Below are 14243 nucleotides of genomic sequence, written 5' to 3'. Positions count from 1 at the left end.
TGAGGAGGGAATCATCATGGCACCCAAGGTGCATACGCCCGTGAAGGGCTTTACCGGCAAGGTCGCGGGCGTGAGCTTCGCGGACGGCGTCGGCGAGACCGAGGATCCGGCGGCGCTCGCGTACTTCGAACGGCACGGCTACACCGTCGAGGCAGCCGAGCTGACGCCGAAGCAGAAGCTTCAGGCCGAGGCGAAGCAGCTCGGGCTCTCCGAGGAGGGCACGAAGGACGATCTCGAGGCCCGCATCGCCGAGCACAAGGCGAAGGGCGAGCAGAAGCCCGCCGACGGTGAGGGCAAGGAGCAGGGCTGATGCCCCGCTACCGCGACCCCCGCGCCCCCGCCGGACGGACCGTGTTCGGTGGCGTCGAGTTCGTCGACGGCGTGACCGCCGACATCGAGCCGGGCTCGGCAGCCCGCGAGCTTTTCGAAGCGGCCGGGATCTCCCCGGAGCAGCCCGAGCCCGACGTCGAAGCGGCCGAAGAGTCAGAGCCGCCCAAGCCCGCGCCCAGGCGCCGCAAGTAGAGGAGCTGAGATGAGCCGGACCTACGCCACCGAGGACGACCTCAGGGACTACCTCGCCCCGGATCCCGTGCCCGCGGGTGCGGCTCGTCTCCTCCGCGATGCCTCCCTCGACGTCGACGAGATGCTCCTCACCGCGGTGTACCGCGTCGACAAAGACGACATGCCCGTCGACCCCAAGGTGCGGGAGGCGCTGCGGGATGCGACGTGCGCGCAGGCCGAGTACGTGGCCGAGTACGGCGACGAACTCGAACGCCTGAATGACGGGGAGTCGGTCAAGCTCGGCCCGCTGTCGTTCGGCGGCGCGTTCTCGTCGGGGCCGAACCCGCAGGCCCTGCCCCGGTTCGCGCCGAAGGCAACGCGGGCGCTGCGCGTCGCTGGCCTCATCCCCGGGACGGTGCTCGATGCGTAGGCCCATCTCCCGGCGCCGTGTGGAACGTGCACTCGATAAGCTGCTCGTCCACCGCGGCCTCGTCACCGTCGAGCCCTACCTCGGCGGGGCTGCGAACCGCCGCATCTACGGCGATCCGGTGCCGGTGAAGCGGGCGCTGATCGTCGACGCAGCCAAGCTCTCCGGTGACCAGTACGACAAGGAGACCACGCTCGACGCTACGGTCTACATCGAGCGCAAGGCGGTGGCAGAGATCCCGACTCCGGAGACGCGGGTGACGATCTGGGCCGGCACCCCGGATGAGCGGCAGGCGCACGTCGAGGTGTGCGGCCGGTATGAGCATCCCGAGATCGCTGACCTGCTGGAGGTGAAGCTGCGATGAGCGGAACCAGTTTCGAGTGGCACGGCGACATCGTCTCGGCGATGATCAACGCCAACGCGCCCGAGGCGCTGAATCACGGTGCGGAGCTGCTGCGCGGCGATTCCCAGCCGCTCGCCCCGATCGACACCGGCATCCTCCGAGCGACCGGCCAGGTCACGCCCGCCACGGCTCAGAATCTCGAGGCGCACGTCTCTTATGACACTCCCTACGCTGCTCGTCAGCACGAAGAACTCGACTGGCACCACGACGAGGGGCAGGCGAAGTACCTCGAGCAGCCTCTCGTTGAGAATGAGGCGAAGTACGTGCAGGCGATCGCATCTCGGCTCGGGCGGGGGCTCGGATCATGAGCCCGTATGTGCCGCGCCGCTACACCGCGCGTCTCATGGTCGGCATCGCTGAACGCATCCACGACGCGGGCCTCGCGGTCTACAACCCCGACCACGACACCGAACCCTACCCGGCCGACGTGCGCGGCATCTACTTCGACCACTCCCCGACCGGGCGCGGTGCCGAGACGCTCGCGACGTGCGTCATCACCCCGTACCTGCCCCAGTCGGGAGAACTCGACATCGAGCACACTCGGGTGCAGATCCGGGCCCGCCACCCCGGCATGGGGTCGCTCGAGGTGCGCGACTGGCTCGACGACCTCCGCGCACTCTTCCCCGACAACACGCACCTACGCATCGGCGGTCTGTGGTTCGACCGGGTGCGGCAGACCGGCTCCACCTCCTGGGGTGAGCCAAACACGACGGAAGCACCGGAGACGACGCAGAATCTCACGTTCCGCGGCAACCGATACCCGGACGACTGAACCTCACCCACTGTTCTCGGCCCCTGGCATCCGCTGGGGGCTTTTCCATGCCCAGAAGGAGGCACCCATGACTCTCCCCAACGAATCGAACCCCACCCGGGGCCAGAACGGCGTCAGCTACGAGTGGCTGGTCGACGTCGCCGTCCTGCCCGTCGGCGAAGCTGAGCCGACCTGGATCCACTACCCCGATATCACCGCTCTCGTCCCCAACCCGAACCTCACCCGCCAGGACGCCGGCACCTACGCCAACAAGGGCAAGCAGGACATGGTCACCACCGGCGAGAACTTCGACCTGCAGTTCAACGGGAAGGCCGTCAAGAACGCGGCCGGCGAGGTGCACCCGGCGCTGTCGCTCATGTTCGCCTCCGCGAACGCGCATCTCGACGGTGGAGATCCGAGCAAGGAAGTCATCCTGGTTCGCGTCTACCACCACTGGATCGCCGACCTCGCCTACGAGTTCACCGCGAGCGCGTCCTGGGGCCGCGCGAACACGGGCAACAGCGATCTCGAGTTCTTCTCGCTGACGCTGCAGGCGAAGGGCGACCGCAAGGTCATCCCCAACCCCGCCATTACCCAGTAACCGCGGGGTGTTCATCTCCTCGGGGCGCGCCTGGTCGTGCCGCGCCCCGAGGCCCCCTCATGCACGACCCACTGACCTTCAAGGAGCACGACCATGCCCACCACCGCACGCGAAGACGTCGGTAACCTCATCATCGACTTCGGCGACGGCACCGGCTTCACCGTCTACCCCGTCCCCGGCAAGATCGGCATCGAGATCCAGGCCCTCCTCGCAGGCGTCGCCACCGGCGCCACGATGTACGGGCAGGGCCTCGACCAGCACATGGAGAACACGGAGCGGGTCGCGAAGCTCGCCCTCGGCGTCCCCGACACCGAGACGGGCGGCAAGAAGCGGCGGAAGGCCCCCAACAAGGCCGAGCAGGCCGCACAGCAACGCGCCCGCGACTTCGACAACCTCCGAGCCGCCCGACAGACCATAGTCGCCCAGGCGGCAATCCTGTGGAACTGCGGCGGGGGCGGTATCGAAGCCGTGCAGGATCTCCTCGACGAGGCGGGTGGTTACCCAAAAGCCCTCGCACGCGTGATGGAATCCTCCGGGCTGGGCGAGCAATTCAAAGCGCTGCAGACCTGGCTCAGTGGGGACGACCGGGAACAGAGCTCGGAGGCGGCTGGTACGGCGCCTACGACTACCCCGACTGGTACCTCGAATACCAGCGCCTAGAGGCAGAGAACGCCCGCACCGACGAACCCGAGGGCGTGGACTCGCGGGAGCTGTGGGGACACGCGATCGAACACTGGCGCGGCTACGTCCTCCCCGATCTTCAGCGCTTCTACCCGCGCTTGCCGGCCGACGACGAGACCGCACTACTCGCGCTGCCGTGGCGATCGCTGCGGGAGGTGATCCTCTCCCTTTTCGGTATCCCGGACAGCCTGACTGGCGGCACGTTCGCGCGCCTCCACCGACGACGCAACGGAGGTGACGACGAGTGAACTTCGAAGTTGGCCGCCTTTCCGCGGCGCTCACCCTCGACGGCGTCCCCGAGTTCCACAACCAACTCGACGCGGCCGGGCGCAAGCTCGCCGACACGGGTCAGAAGGGCGCCTCGTTCGGTCGTGCCGCCGAGGCCGCTGTGCGCACCGCCGCCGGCGCCACTACCTCGCTCACCGCCGCGGCTGGCGCGTATCTGACGATCCTCACGAAGCAGGGCGTCGCGTACAACAGCCTGCAGCAGAACTCGCGCACCGCGCTCGGTGTGATCCTCGGCGGTGCCGAGAAGGCGAACGAGCAGATGGCGAAGCTCGACGACTTCGCCCGCAACAGCCCGTTCTCGAAGTCGACGTTCATCCAGGCGCAGCAGCAGCTCCTGGGCTTCGGCATGGAAGCGTCGAAGGTGATCCCCACCCTCGACTCCGTCCAGCAGGCCATGGCCGCAATGGGCCGCTCGAATCAGGACATCTCCGAGGTCGTGAACATCCTCGCGCAGGTGCAGTCCACGGGGAAACTCACCGCGGAAACCCTGAACCAGCTCGGCTACCGAGGCCTCGACGCTGCCGAGCTCATCGGCGCCGGGATGAACAAGACCGGCAACGAGATCCGGGATTCCATCACCAAGGGCACCCTCGACGGCCGCGAAGCGCTCGACATTCTCGTCACCGAGATGGGCGCGAAGTTCGCGGGTGCCGCTGACGGTGTGAAGGAGAACTGGGACGGCGCGGTCGACCGCATCAAGGCCGCACAGCGTGATCTCGGCGCCCACCTCGCGGAGCCGTTCGTGTCGGCGCAGGGCGGCGGCATGGCCGTGTCCTGGGCAAACCAGGTCGCCGACGTGCTGCGCGCGATCGAGAAGCAGGCCATCCCCGTCGTATCGATCCTCACGCAGCGGTCGATGCCGTTCTTCGCGAGCCTCACGCAAGGGCTCGATTCCGCGCAGGCGGCGGTACAGCGGTGGAACGCGGACTCGCTCGAGGTGTCCCTCGATCGACTCGCCGACCACGCCCCCGGCATCGCCGCGACCGCCGGCGCCGTTCTCACCCTGGGGGCGAACGTGGGCCCGCTCGGGAAGCTGTTCTCAACGCTGGGGATCAGTGCGAACCCCGTACTGGCTGCGTTTGTCGGCCTCGCAGCCGCGTCCCCGGAGCTGCGGGGCGCACTCGCCGATCTCCTCGCCGCGGGGAAGCCTCTGCTTCCCGTGGTCGGGGATCTCGCGCTAGTGCTCTCGAACAGCCTGAACGCGGCACTCCCCCTCGCAGCCGACGGCGTCGAGCTCGTCACCGCGGTGCTGCGGCCCGCGGTGCGTCTCCTCGAGGCCGTGCCGACTCCGGTGCTCGCCGGGGCGGCGGCGTTCTTCGCGATGCACCGGGCGTCACAGACGCTCGAGCGGCCCCTCGCGGCCGTCGTGGAGACCTTCCAAAGGTTCGGGCAACGAGCGCAGGTACAGGCCGCACTCGGGGGCACCACCACCGCTGTCGGTGCGTTGTCGACCGCGTCGATGGGTGCAAAGGGGTCAGTGGAAGCACTGGGCACCGCACTCAAGACGGCGTTCTTGTCGAACCCGATCGGGATCGCACTCACTGTGGTCGCGACCGCGGTCGGCCTGTGGGCTGCCGAGAACGCGCGTGCGCAGCAGAAGGTTCAGGAGCACCAGAACCGTGTTGCGTCGCTCAAGGACACCCTCAACGAGACCACCGGCGCGCTCACCGAAGCGACGGCGGCGCAGGTCGAATCGCAGCTCGCCGACACCAAGGCGGCCGAGCTGGCCGAGAAGATCGGCGTGTCCTACCGCGACGTGCAGCAGGCCGTTCTCGGCAACGAAGAAGCCTACGCGCGCGTCACCGACGCGGTCGATAAGTACGCGGATTCGATGATGACCGGGGATGCGAACCTCGATACCTGGAACGCCACCTTCATGGCGGGCCAGGGGCACGTTCGCGACTTCTCCGAGATCCTCGAAGAGCATCGCGCCTCGGTCGAGGCTGCGGCGCAGGCGAAGCAGCAGCAGATCCAGGCCGACCGTGACGCGGCGGCCGCGATGACCGATGCGGCGCTCAGTAATCAGCGCTTCAACGACGCCCTGCAGGTCGCACGGGATATCACCGCGGATGCGGAGACCCGCGTGCGGGCGCTCAAGCAGGCTCTCGACGAGCTGCAGGGCGGCGCGATCACCGCTGAGGAGGCGGAGAAGCGTCTCTCCGAGACGAACCTCACCCTCGCGGAGGGGCTCGCACAGGCCGACGAGAACGGCACCAAGCTGTGGCAGTCCACCCTCGATGGGGCTGGCGCGATCGATCTGAGTTCGCGCGCCGGCCTGGCGTTCGCTGACTCGATGGGCCGGTCCCGGGATGCGATGCTCGACGCAGCTCTGGCGGCATCGGATCAGGCACTCGCCAACGGCGACCTCGTCGGCGCCGTGGACGCCGCCCGGAACGCGGGCGAGGCGTACATCGGGACCCTGCAGCAGACGATGGCGGACGCCGGGCTGACCCAGGAGCAGATCGACGGGCTCATCGGGAAGTACCTCGACGTACCCGAACTCGTGGCGACGCTTCTCACCACCGAGGGCACCCTGGATGAGATCGATCAGCAGGCTCTCGAGTTGCTGCTGAAGCTCGGCGAGCTGGGCGAGGGCGAGTCGATCATCATCGACGACCCGAACTCGGCCGAGATCCGGGCTCGCCTCGAGGAACTCGGCATCGCCGTGGAGACGCTGCCGGACGGCGACATCTCCGTGAAGGCGACGAACCTCGAGACGACCCGCGACGCGATCAACGAGGTAGCGAACACGAAACGGCAAGCGTTCATCGACCTGATCGTGCGTCAACCAACCGTTGAAACGCACGGGATCCCGTACAAGCCGGCCGGGAGCGCCACGGGGAACCTCTTCTCCGGCGGTGCGCCTCAGGCGTTCGCGACGGGCGGCCTGGCGTCGGGGTTCTACTCCGCCCCGCCGGGCATGGACGCGATCCATAAGTTCGCCGAGCGTGAGCTGCCGTGGGAGGCGTACATCTCCCCGAAGCCGGGATACGAGATGCGGAACGTCGCAATCGCGATGGAGGCGCTGCAGCGGCTCGGGCATCCGGTGATCCCGGTATCCGCGCTGCGCGGCGTCCCCGCATTCGCTACCGGCAGCATGCAGTCCAGCAGACCGACCGGAACCATGCCGAGCTACAGCGCGGCCGGTTCGAGCGCCGCGATCAATCTGAACGTGAACATCAACGGCGCGCCGGGCCAGTCCGAGCAGGAGCTGGCACGGCTCGTTGTCGCGGCAGTCCATGACGAGTTGGGAGGTGCACGGTGATCGCACGGATCGCGGGCGTCGAGCTCAACGGGCTCGACCAGTACCAGCGGTCGCTGTACACGATCTACGCGGATGAGCTGAAGGGCTGGCTCGATGGGGTCGGGGTTCGTGATGAGCGGATCCCGATCCCTCACCAGCACGGCGACTTCGACTTACCCGTCTACCGCGACGCGCGTCTCGTGATCATCCGAGGGCAGATCAACACCCGCAACGAGATCGACCAGGAGAAAGCCATCGCACGGCTCCTCGGAATCGGTGCGGACGGGCAGGACGAAACCCTGTCAGTAGAAACTGCGGCCGGCGCCACGTGGGCTCGGGTGCGGTTGGGCGATAAGCCCGACATCCGCATCACGAAGTACGGACGGTACGCCACCTATCGACTCACGTTCCGTGCGGTGGATCCTCGCCGCTACGGCGAACTCCGCCCGTTCACGGATGAGCCGGTGTGGCATCGCGGGAATGCGCGTGCGACCCCGGTGCTCATCGTGTCGGGGGCGAACGGTGGTGGGTGGACCGTCACCGGGCCGGGCGGGCGCCGCATCGTCTGCACCCGCGCACTCACGGCGGGAAACCCGCACCGACTGGACCTTGCAACGGGCCGGCTCACGATCGGCGGGAGCCGGGTGCAACGCGCGCTCCCCACGTTCCAGCCTTGGGCGATCCCACCCGGCAGCCCCATCTCTCAGTCGATCACGGCTGGGCTGTCCCTGAAGACCGAGATCCGAGACACCTACCTCTAGGAGGGTTCATGCTGCAGCTCTGGTCCTGCGACGCATTCACCGGAGAGAAACTCGGCGTCCTCCCCGTGTCCGACATGAGTTGGGAGCGACTGCTGTCCGCGCGGGGAAACGGGCGAGCCACGATCCCGCTCGACGGTTCCCACTCCCGCGCCGACCTGAACGATCTGCTGCTGCCGTGGCGGCGGATCCTCGCGCTCGACCGGGACGGGAGAGTCGAGTACGGAGGGTACGTCCTCGGCGGCGGCTACAGCCAGGCGAAGTCCACACGGCAGGTTGTGCTGCGCGATATCTGGCGAATGTTCAATCGGCGTGGCGGCTGGGACCGCAACCATCCCTACACCGCGGCGTGGTCGACGACCGTGACCGGGGTGCGGGGCGAGCACGGTTGGCAGGCCATCAGCCGCGGCCGTAACACTGGCGTGCTCGACCGTACTCGCTTCCCCGTCACTCGAGTCGAGGTCGGCGGCGGCGAGGTGGTGACGCACAAGGTCAAGGGTCACCTGCTCGAGTACATCGGGGACATCCTCACCAAGCTCATGGACGAAGGCCTCGATGTGTATATGCAGCCGCGCTGGCTGGACGGGAGCTTCGATTGGGCGTACCGGGCGGGCATGAAGTGGCGGTCGGGCCGCGAGTTCGACCTCACTGTCACTACCCAGGATCCCGACGTGTTCGAGTTCACCGAGGATATCGACGCCGACCGTGTCGCGACCAACGCGGGCCGCCTCGGAGAAGGCAGTGAGGTCGACATGCTCGCCCGGTCCCGCTTCAACGACGACTCTCCGTTTCCGGTGTTGGACCTCATGACCCCGTCGAAAACGGTGTCTGACGCGTTGCAGTTGGATTCGATGGCGCTCGCCGACCTCGACCTCTACGGCTCCCCCACCGTGCAGCGCAATTTCCAGGTCCGTGCCTCCGAGGGCATCGACGTGGGCGATACGACGTGGCTGCACTTCGACGGTGACCCCGTCATCTCGGACGGGTGGCAGCGATGCCGCGTCGTGAAGGTCAACGGCGATCTGGGCGAGTTCGTGAAGATCGGCGTTCAACCGACAGGAGGTGCCTGATGGCGGTCCATCATCCCGGCCTCCGCATGGACATGGACGATCTCTTCCTCCAGGTCGCCCGCACCGCGGTGCAGACGATCCAGAACGCGTCGATTGGCGGCGCGGGCATCCGCGTCTACGGTGGCGGGTGGATCCGCATCGAGAACGGCGGCCTGTCCGTCACGGGCACGGCGTTGGTGTCGGGCAGTCTCGAAGTCACTGGCACCCTGCTCCAGGTCGGGCCGTGGACGATGCAGGGGCCGGGCACGATCACGGGCGACGTCGATGGGTCCGGAATGCTGCGGTGGACCGGCGATTGGGAGATGCAGGGCGATGGCACGATCTCCGGCGACGTGGAGATCACCGGCAAGCTCGACGTATCCGGCGACGCGACCTTCAGCGCAAATGTCAGCATCGAGAAGGATCTCGACGTCACCGCGAAGACCAGGCTCCGCGGTGAGACCACGCTCGAGGCGGATCTGATCGTCACGAGCGACGGCAAGATCCTCGTCGGCGACATGATCATCGACCCGACCGGGAACGGCTCAGTGCGGTTCGCGAATGGCGCTCGTGTCTCATCGAGCGGGGATAGCGTCTCGGTAGCTCAGGGCACGTCGTCCGTGAGGGTCTCTCACGACGAGGTGACGCTTTCATCTGGTGGCGTCGGAATGGGCGTCTCCGGCGCGGGAATCCGATTCAATCCCGCCAGCGTGCCCCAGGTCACCGGCACCGGCCTACCGCCGGATGTCCTGATGATGAACCCGACTACCGGCCTGCTGCAGCGCGTCTACAGCTGATAGTCGGTGCAGATGTGTTCGGAGGCGTAGAGCGCGATGTCGCTGCTGTCGATGAACCGGCCGAGCTGATTCGGTTCTTCGCCTTCGATCACCCGCACCTCGTCGTGCACCGTGCCGGACGCGAGCTGCTCGCACGCCGCGGCGGCAGCCTCAAGCAGCTGCTCATCGGTCGCGTTCGGGATCTGCGTCGCCTCGATCGGCGGCCGATCCTCAGCAAGCCGGCCACGCATTGCAGCGAGGTACGCCTCTTCCGGAGTCCCCGCTGTCGCTTCTTCTTCGACGGGTTCGGCCTTCAGCGGTTCGACTTCGGTCGTCTCCGCGCTCGCCGCCGGCTCCTCTACGGGGGCCTTCTCGGGTGCAGTGCCGCACCCGACGAGGCCAAGCAGTAGTGCGGCGGTGGCTGCCGCTGTGAGGTGTGCGCGCATGGGAATGACCCTACCAATCTGTGAAGGAGAGCGGGAATGAGCAGATATCGAGGCTTGGCTCGCATCGTTTGGCGCGAGTTCGTATGGGCGAACTGGTTGCTGTGGCGTGCTGAGAGGCACGCAGTAGCGGCCGATCGGCACCGTTCGCGGCAGGTTGAGCTCTCAGAGCAGGCTCTCAAGATCGCTAAGGACTGTCTCTCTGAATCGTCCAGTCTTGAACGTTAATGAGGGTAGGTTGATCTCGGGCCGTTCACGGTGCAGAAACTTCTGGATGTTCTCGTCTTCGATGCCGTAGGCCCAGTCGTAGAGGATGATCCCGGTCGGCGTCATATAGAACGCGATCAGCTGGTCGCCGTCTTCATATTCGTGCGCGGCGAAGCCTTTTATGAGGCCTTGCTGCATCAGAGCGAAGAACGGTGCCGAGTTCTTTGCCGGGTCTTCATGGGTAGACCCGAACGCTGCTTGTAGTTGCTCTTCGAGCTCGTCACACTTCAGCGCGAATCTCAACATCGCTGGGGTTTCGCTTCGAAGCTTCTCCCGTTTCGCGGTTTGAACGACTGCTGTGTAGAGCGCGTGGAACAGCTGCATCTGGCGAGCTGTGAGAGCGTCGATGAGGTTGAGGTAGTAGATCGGTCGATCATCGCTGCCATCACTGTTTCTTGACCCGGCGAGCAACCCAGCGACATAGGACTGCATCACGTCGTCGTCGTACAACGTGGCATTGTCGAGAACTTTCACAACGGTGCGCGGGTGTGGCGCGAGTCCGGCACCTGACGCGAGCGGTTCAGCCTTCTCAACAATTCGTTGCGCGTTCCGTCGCCGGAAGCTATCGCGGGTACGTTCCGCGAGTTCCTCAGCTACGACGTCTGCTGTCGGCCCGAACAAACGCTTCGCAGCTAGGGCGAGCCCTACGCCCACGCCGATTAGCGGGCCGCTCTCGCTGACTGCGTTGATCGTGCTTTCGATTTCGCTCATGCGATCCAACTTACCCAGAGAGGGGCTACTTATGGCCAGCTACGAGTACACCGGGCGGCTGACGAACGCGCAGCGCGCAACGTTCCTCGAGTCGCGGCACGCGGCGCTGTTTGTGAAACCGCAACGCCCAGGGATCGGCGCGACCGGCCTGATCCATGACTACCGCATCCCCGTCACCGTCGACCTTAACAACGGTGGGCACTTCTCGGTGTGGCTGGAGGCGTCGGGGTCGGTGACACCGCCGATGCTCTACGACCTCATCTGCGAGTGGCTCCAGGACGGGGTCAAGCAGTGGACGGTCTGGGCATCTTTCCACGCCGATGTCGGTGGCGGCTCAATTGCCGACATGCGCACGGGCCCGCTTCTCGCCCCAGGCATCACCCATGGTTACGGACCGCCGCAACCGCACGACACCAGCACGACCGCATACATCGACAGATCCGGCAAGTACCCGGTCCTGTATCTACCCGAAGGGAACCGAATCTAGATGGCTGGATGGATTAACGCTGGCGAGATCCAAGCCGCCGGCGATATCACGACCGGCGCCAACATCAACCGCCCGCAGTCGCACTCGCAGCGCGCGGTCGATGACCGGATCCGGGCGCTCGGCCCGGAGCTTGCGGGCATGGACCCTGACGTGCAGGCCGCTGCGATCGCCGCACTCGACGCCGCGATTGCGGGGAAGAATCTGCTCGAGCGGAACCGTGGCGTGATCCCAGCCGGTGCGAGCCTCAACTCCTACCAGACGGGCGCGCTTGTCGGGACGTGGCGGCTACGCAACACACGCACCTATCCCGTCGAGGGCGCTCCCATCGTTGATGACGGCGTGTTCATCCTGTGGCGTGGCGACAACGACTGGAACAGTGCGGTGCAGATGATCTTCACCGCGGCAGGGTTCTACTGGCGGAAGGCGTTCTCGCAGGGCAACTGGTCGAAGTGGCAGTACATCGGGGAACCGTCCGAGCGGCCGCTGCTGCAGCGCGCCCGCCGTGATGGGTGGACCGCGCTCTACGACCCATCGAACCTCGAAACCGTGAGCGTGAATGCGCTCGGCAACGTCACCGAGATCCGCGACAGCCTCGGGAACTTCCCGCCGCTGGTGGTGGATGGGGCGGTCGCGCCCCCGTACCTGCGGGCGGAGTTCGGGGAACTCGCGGGTATCGGGATGGGGCAGCTTGCCGTCACTTTCCCGGAGGTGATGCCGCAGCCGCTGACCGTGATGGCTGTGGCTGGGGATGACGTGTACCGGGGCTTCCAGCGCGGCTTCCTCGGCTCCGATGGGGACTCGAACCGGTTGCAGATGGGGGTGAGCGCGTCCGAGACCGCGTACGTCGGGAACGCGTACCTGACCCGCGGGAACCTCGGCATTCAGCCCGGCCCGCACATCTGGGAGACGCGCCTCGAGGAGACGAACACGATCCTCAACATTGACGGGCAGCTCTTCCACCGTGGCCTGCCCGCGGGCGCGAACCAGCAGGAAGGGCTCGCCTCGTTGCGTCTCGGTGGTGGGCGCCGCACGAGCCCCACGTCAGTTTCGTTCCCGTGGCAGGGGACGATCGGGCCGGTCGTCATCCGCGACAGCATCGATGAGCGGGCCTCGAACCGGATGCGGCAGACGCTGCGCACCCTGACTGGTATTCAGGACATGCCGCCCCAGTTTGCGCCCACGGTGCGCGCTTACGACATCGATTCGCGGGGCCGGGAGACGGTCGTGTGGGGCGATCCTGACATCGTGATGACCACTTCGGTGGCGTCGATCACGAAGGTCCTCAACGCGGTCGTCGCGCGCAGCATCCTCGACACGGAAGCAAAGCTCAACGAGACGGTCGAGGTGATCGCCTCGGACGAGTTCCTCCCGAACCCGCCGCATCTTGCCGCGGGCGACGTGGTGTCGTATCGGGACCTGCTCGCGTCCATGCTGATCCCCTCCAACAACACCGCACCCCGCACCGTCGCACGCACGTTGGGGGTGCAACTGCCCGGCAGCGGGGACCCCACCGTGAAGTACCTTCGCGCGATGCAAGCCCAACTGGATGCGTGGGGGTTCTACGGGGCGTCCATCCGGAGCAACCCAGGCGGAGGGTTGCGGATCTCGATGCGACACACGGCGCAGATGATGCTCAACGCGGTTCAGGATCCGCTGCTGATGACGCTGATGAGTTCCATCTCGCACACCGTCACCATCACCGGACCCAACGCGAGATCCGTGGTGATCGAGAACACGTTCATCTCGGGCAACGTGTACGGGCGCTGGCGGGAATGGATCGCCTCGAAAGACGGCACCGGCATCTACACCGCCGGCTCCGTGTTCATGTGGCGACACTTCGACGGCACCATCCACGTCGGCGTCATTCAAGGCTCCGTCCTCAACGTGAACTCGAAAAACCTCGAGGTCGCGAAGCTGATGGAGGCGGTGAAGTCGGGCCGGCTCATCGATAACCGGTTCGTGCCCGTCCGCGCGTTCGAGTACGAGGGTGGGCCGATCCCGCACACCTGGGGGCTGCAACCGGTCACGGGCGGCAACATTCCCGACAACATCACGTCGCTGGACGAGATGTACCGGGACGAGCACCTCGCAGACTGGCGCGGCTTCGGACGCACCATCGGCGGCCTGCCCGCGGACCTGCCCGACGATACCGCGTGGGTGCTCGAAGTCCGCTCGGGCTCCTCGTCAGAGTCCGCGACGCTGCAGCGCATCACGATGCACACCGGCGTCTGGACGCGCGAGATGCGCATCGGTGGCTCCCTCGAATGGGGCGACTGGATGCGCCTCGAAACGGCGTAACCCCCGACATCACCAGCCCCGCCACCGCGGGGCTTATCTATTCCGGGTCGGCCCGCACCACGGTGTGGGCCGACCCGTGAACCCCCGCCACAGTGCGGGGCTCACCCACTTCTAGGGGGGGTGAAGTGGCACCCCATCTCACCATGACGACTGGGCTAGTTGGCGGCAGCAGCTTCGAGCGCCCACTCGATGACCGTGAGCGCGGAGCCGGCAAAAGAGATCGAGGCGCCGATGAAGGGCAGCGACATGATCAAGTCCTTCACTCGAGGGTACGGCGTCCGTGCGCGGGTGTCCGCTTCCGAGATGGTCATGAGGTCCACAAGGAAGATGATGAACGCGACCAAGAACAGGCAGGTGGTCAATATGTACCCGAGCCATGGGCTCGGCGTCCCAATCCAGACATAGAGCCGGATTACCCCTACGAACATCGCTGCGCTGATGAGAGTGGCTCCGAAGAGCTTGAGCCTGAATCGCGCATTCTTCGATCGCGTTTCCTGGTCGCTCATTCGACAAACACTACACACTCAAGCCCCGCCACCGCGCGGGGCTTACCTATTT

General features: G+C 66.3%; 18 protein-coding genes. 15 read left to right on the top strand and 3 right to left on the bottom strand.

Annotated features, from left to right (window positions below; all coding sequences use genetic code 11):
* Positions 1-16 precede the first annotated feature (16 nt).
* The 13 genes from AC0KXF_RS11480 (at position 17) to AC0KXF_RS11420 (ending at position 9500) form a co-directional block, all read left to right on the top strand.
* The gene (locus AC0KXF_RS11480) at positions 17-310 is read left to right on the top strand and encodes an SAP domain-containing protein (protein ID WP_473109320.1); all 294 of its coding nucleotides are present in this window, start codon (positions 17-19) and stop codon (positions 308-310) included.
* The gene (locus tag AC0KXF_RS11475; protein WP_473109319.1) at positions 310-522 is read left to right on the top strand and encodes a hypothetical protein; all 213 of its coding nucleotides are present in this window, start codon (positions 310-312) and stop codon (positions 520-522) included. The genes AC0KXF_RS11480 and AC0KXF_RS11475 overlap by 1 nt, the downstream gene beginning before the upstream one ends.
* Positions 523-532: 10 nt before the next feature.
* A complete protein-coding gene (locus tag AC0KXF_RS11470; protein WP_473109318.1) occupies positions 533-931 on the top strand; it encodes a head-tail connector protein in 399 nt (132 codons plus the stop codon).
* 19 nt (positions 932-950) lie between these two features.
* On the top strand, positions 951-1292 hold the full coding sequence (locus tag AC0KXF_RS11465; RefSeq protein ID WP_473109317.1) for a hypothetical protein: 342 nt from the start codon (positions 951-953) through the stop codon (positions 1290-1292).
* The gene (locus AC0KXF_RS11460; protein WP_473109316.1) at positions 1289-1639 is read left to right on the top strand and encodes a hypothetical protein; all 351 of its coding nucleotides are present in this window, start codon (positions 1289-1291) and stop codon (positions 1637-1639) included. Before AC0KXF_RS11465 ends, AC0KXF_RS11460 begins: the two co-directional genes overlap by 4 nt.
* On the top strand, positions 1636-2103 hold the full coding sequence (locus AC0KXF_RS11455) for a hypothetical protein (protein WP_473109315.1): 468 nt from the start codon (positions 1636-1638) through the stop codon (positions 2101-2103). The genes AC0KXF_RS11460 and AC0KXF_RS11455 overlap by 4 nt, the downstream gene beginning before the upstream one ends.
* Before the next feature lie 67 nt (positions 2104-2170).
* Positions 2171-2683, top strand: a complete 513-nt coding sequence (locus AC0KXF_RS11450; protein WP_473109314.1) for a hypothetical protein — start codon at positions 2171-2173, stop codon at positions 2681-2683.
* A 93-nt stretch (positions 2684-2776) separates the two neighbouring features.
* Positions 2777-3343 (top strand): hypothetical protein, encoded by a 567-nt coding sequence (locus AC0KXF_RS11445; protein WP_473109313.1) that lies wholly within the window; start codon positions 2777-2779, stop codon positions 3341-3343.
* Between the two features lie 35 nt (positions 3344-3378).
* Positions 3379-3612: a hypothetical protein gene (locus AC0KXF_RS11440; RefSeq protein WP_473109312.1), complete on the top strand. Its 234-nt coding sequence runs from the start codon at positions 3379-3381 to the stop codon at positions 3610-3612.
* Positions 3609-6917: a tape measure protein gene (locus tag AC0KXF_RS11435; protein WP_473109311.1), complete on the top strand. Its 3309-nt coding sequence runs from the start codon at positions 3609-3611 to the stop codon at positions 6915-6917. The genes AC0KXF_RS11440 and AC0KXF_RS11435 overlap by 4 nt, the downstream gene beginning before the upstream one ends.
* Positions 6914-7657, top strand: coding sequence for a hypothetical protein (locus tag AC0KXF_RS11430; protein ID WP_473109310.1), 744 nt, complete (start codon positions 6914-6916; stop codon positions 7655-7657). Before AC0KXF_RS11435 ends, AC0KXF_RS11430 begins: the two co-directional genes overlap by 4 nt.
* 8 nt (positions 7658-7665) lie before the next feature.
* Entirely contained in the window at positions 7666-8724 is a 1059-nt protein-coding gene (locus AC0KXF_RS11425; protein WP_473109309.1) for a hypothetical protein, read from the top strand.
* Positions 8724-9500 (top strand): hypothetical protein, encoded by a 777-nt coding sequence (locus tag AC0KXF_RS11420; protein ID WP_473109308.1) that lies wholly within the window; start codon positions 8724-8726, stop codon positions 9498-9500. Before AC0KXF_RS11425 ends, AC0KXF_RS11420 begins: the two co-directional genes overlap by 1 nt.
* Here AC0KXF_RS11420 and AC0KXF_RS11415 read toward each other — a convergent pair.
* Complete coding sequence (locus tag AC0KXF_RS11415; protein ID WP_473109307.1) at positions 9491-9925, bottom strand: hypothetical protein; 435 nt, start codon at positions 9923-9925, stop codon at positions 9491-9493. The genes AC0KXF_RS11420 and AC0KXF_RS11415 overlap by 10 nt on opposite strands.
* Positions 9926-10087: 162 nt before the next feature.
* On the bottom strand, positions 10088-10900 hold the full coding sequence (locus AC0KXF_RS11410) for an Abi-alpha family protein (protein WP_473109306.1): 813 nt from the start codon (positions 10898-10900) through the stop codon (positions 10088-10090).
* A gap of 31 nt (positions 10901-10931) precedes the next feature.
* On the opposite strand from AC0KXF_RS11410, the gene AC0KXF_RS11405 reads away from it, so the two are divergent.
* Together AC0KXF_RS11405 and AC0KXF_RS11400 are read left to right on the top strand one after the other, a co-directional pair.
* On the top strand, positions 10932-11387 hold the full coding sequence (locus AC0KXF_RS11405) for a hypothetical protein (RefSeq protein ID WP_473109305.1): 456 nt from the start codon (positions 10932-10934) through the stop codon (positions 11385-11387).
* Complete coding sequence (locus AC0KXF_RS11400) at positions 11388-13685, top strand: D-alanyl-D-alanine carboxypeptidase family protein (RefSeq protein ID WP_473109304.1); 2298 nt, start codon at positions 11388-11390, stop codon at positions 13683-13685.
* 155 nt (positions 13686-13840) lie between these two features.
* On the opposite strand, the gene AC0KXF_RS11395 is transcribed toward AC0KXF_RS11400, so the two are convergent.
* Positions 13841-14191: a hypothetical protein gene (locus tag AC0KXF_RS11395; RefSeq protein ID WP_473109303.1), complete on the bottom strand. Its 351-nt coding sequence runs from the start codon at positions 14189-14191 to the stop codon at positions 13841-13843.
* Positions 14192-14243: the final 52 nt, after the last annotated feature.

Source organism: Leucobacter holotrichiae, assembly GCF_055791005.1.
The sequence above is the reverse complement of the archived record's forward strand: the minus strand, read 5'-3'. Positions and strand labels throughout refer to the sequence as shown.

What these genes read in the sequence shown, in the direction of transcription:
- AC0KXF_RS11480 (WP_473109320.1), top strand. Translation starts at nt 17, where the DNA reads ATGGCACCCAAGGTGCATACGCCCGTGAAGGGCTTTACCGGCAAGGTC.
- AC0KXF_RS11475 (WP_473109319.1), top strand. Translation starts at nt 310, where the DNA reads ATGCCCCGCTACCGCGACCCCCGCGCCCCCGCCGGACGGACCGTGTTC.
- AC0KXF_RS11470 (WP_473109318.1), top strand. Translation starts at nt 533, where the DNA reads ATGAGCCGGACCTACGCCACCGAGGACGACCTCAGGGACTACCTCGCC.
- AC0KXF_RS11460 (WP_473109316.1), top strand. Translation starts at nt 1,289, where the DNA reads ATGAGCGGAACCAGTTTCGAGTGGCACGGCGACATCGTCTCGGCGATG.
- AC0KXF_RS11455 (WP_473109315.1), top strand. Translation starts at nt 1,636, where the DNA reads ATGAGCCCGTATGTGCCGCGCCGCTACACCGCGCGTCTCATGGTCGGC.
- AC0KXF_RS11450 (WP_473109314.1), top strand. Translation starts at nt 2,171, where the DNA reads ATGACTCTCCCCAACGAATCGAACCCCACCCGGGGCCAGAACGGCGTC.
- AC0KXF_RS11445 (WP_473109313.1), top strand. Translation starts at nt 2,777, where the DNA reads ATGCCCACCACCGCACGCGAAGACGTCGGTAACCTCATCATCGACTTC.
- AC0KXF_RS11425 (WP_473109309.1), top strand. Translation starts at nt 7,666, where the DNA reads ATGCTGCAGCTCTGGTCCTGCGACGCATTCACCGGAGAGAAACTCGGC.
- AC0KXF_RS11420 (WP_473109308.1), top strand. Translation starts at nt 8,724, where the DNA reads ATGGCGGTCCATCATCCCGGCCTCCGCATGGACATGGACGATCTCTTC.
- AC0KXF_RS11415 (WP_473109307.1), bottom strand. Translation starts at nt 9,925, where the DNA reads ATGCGCGCACACCTCACAGCGGCAGCCACCGCCGCACTACTGCTTGGC.
- AC0KXF_RS11410 (WP_473109306.1), bottom strand. Translation starts at nt 10,900, where the DNA reads ATGAGCGAAATCGAAAGCACGATCAACGCAGTCAGCGAGAGCGGCCCG.
- AC0KXF_RS11405 (WP_473109305.1), top strand. Translation starts at nt 10,932, where the DNA reads ATGGCCAGCTACGAGTACACCGGGCGGCTGACGAACGCGCAGCGCGCA.
- AC0KXF_RS11400 (WP_473109304.1), top strand. Translation starts at nt 11,388, where the DNA reads ATGGCTGGATGGATTAACGCTGGCGAGATCCAAGCCGCCGGCGATATC.
- AC0KXF_RS11395 (WP_473109303.1), bottom strand. Translation starts at nt 14,191, where the DNA reads ATGAGCGACCAGGAAACGCGATCGAAGAATGCGCGATTCAGGCTCAAG.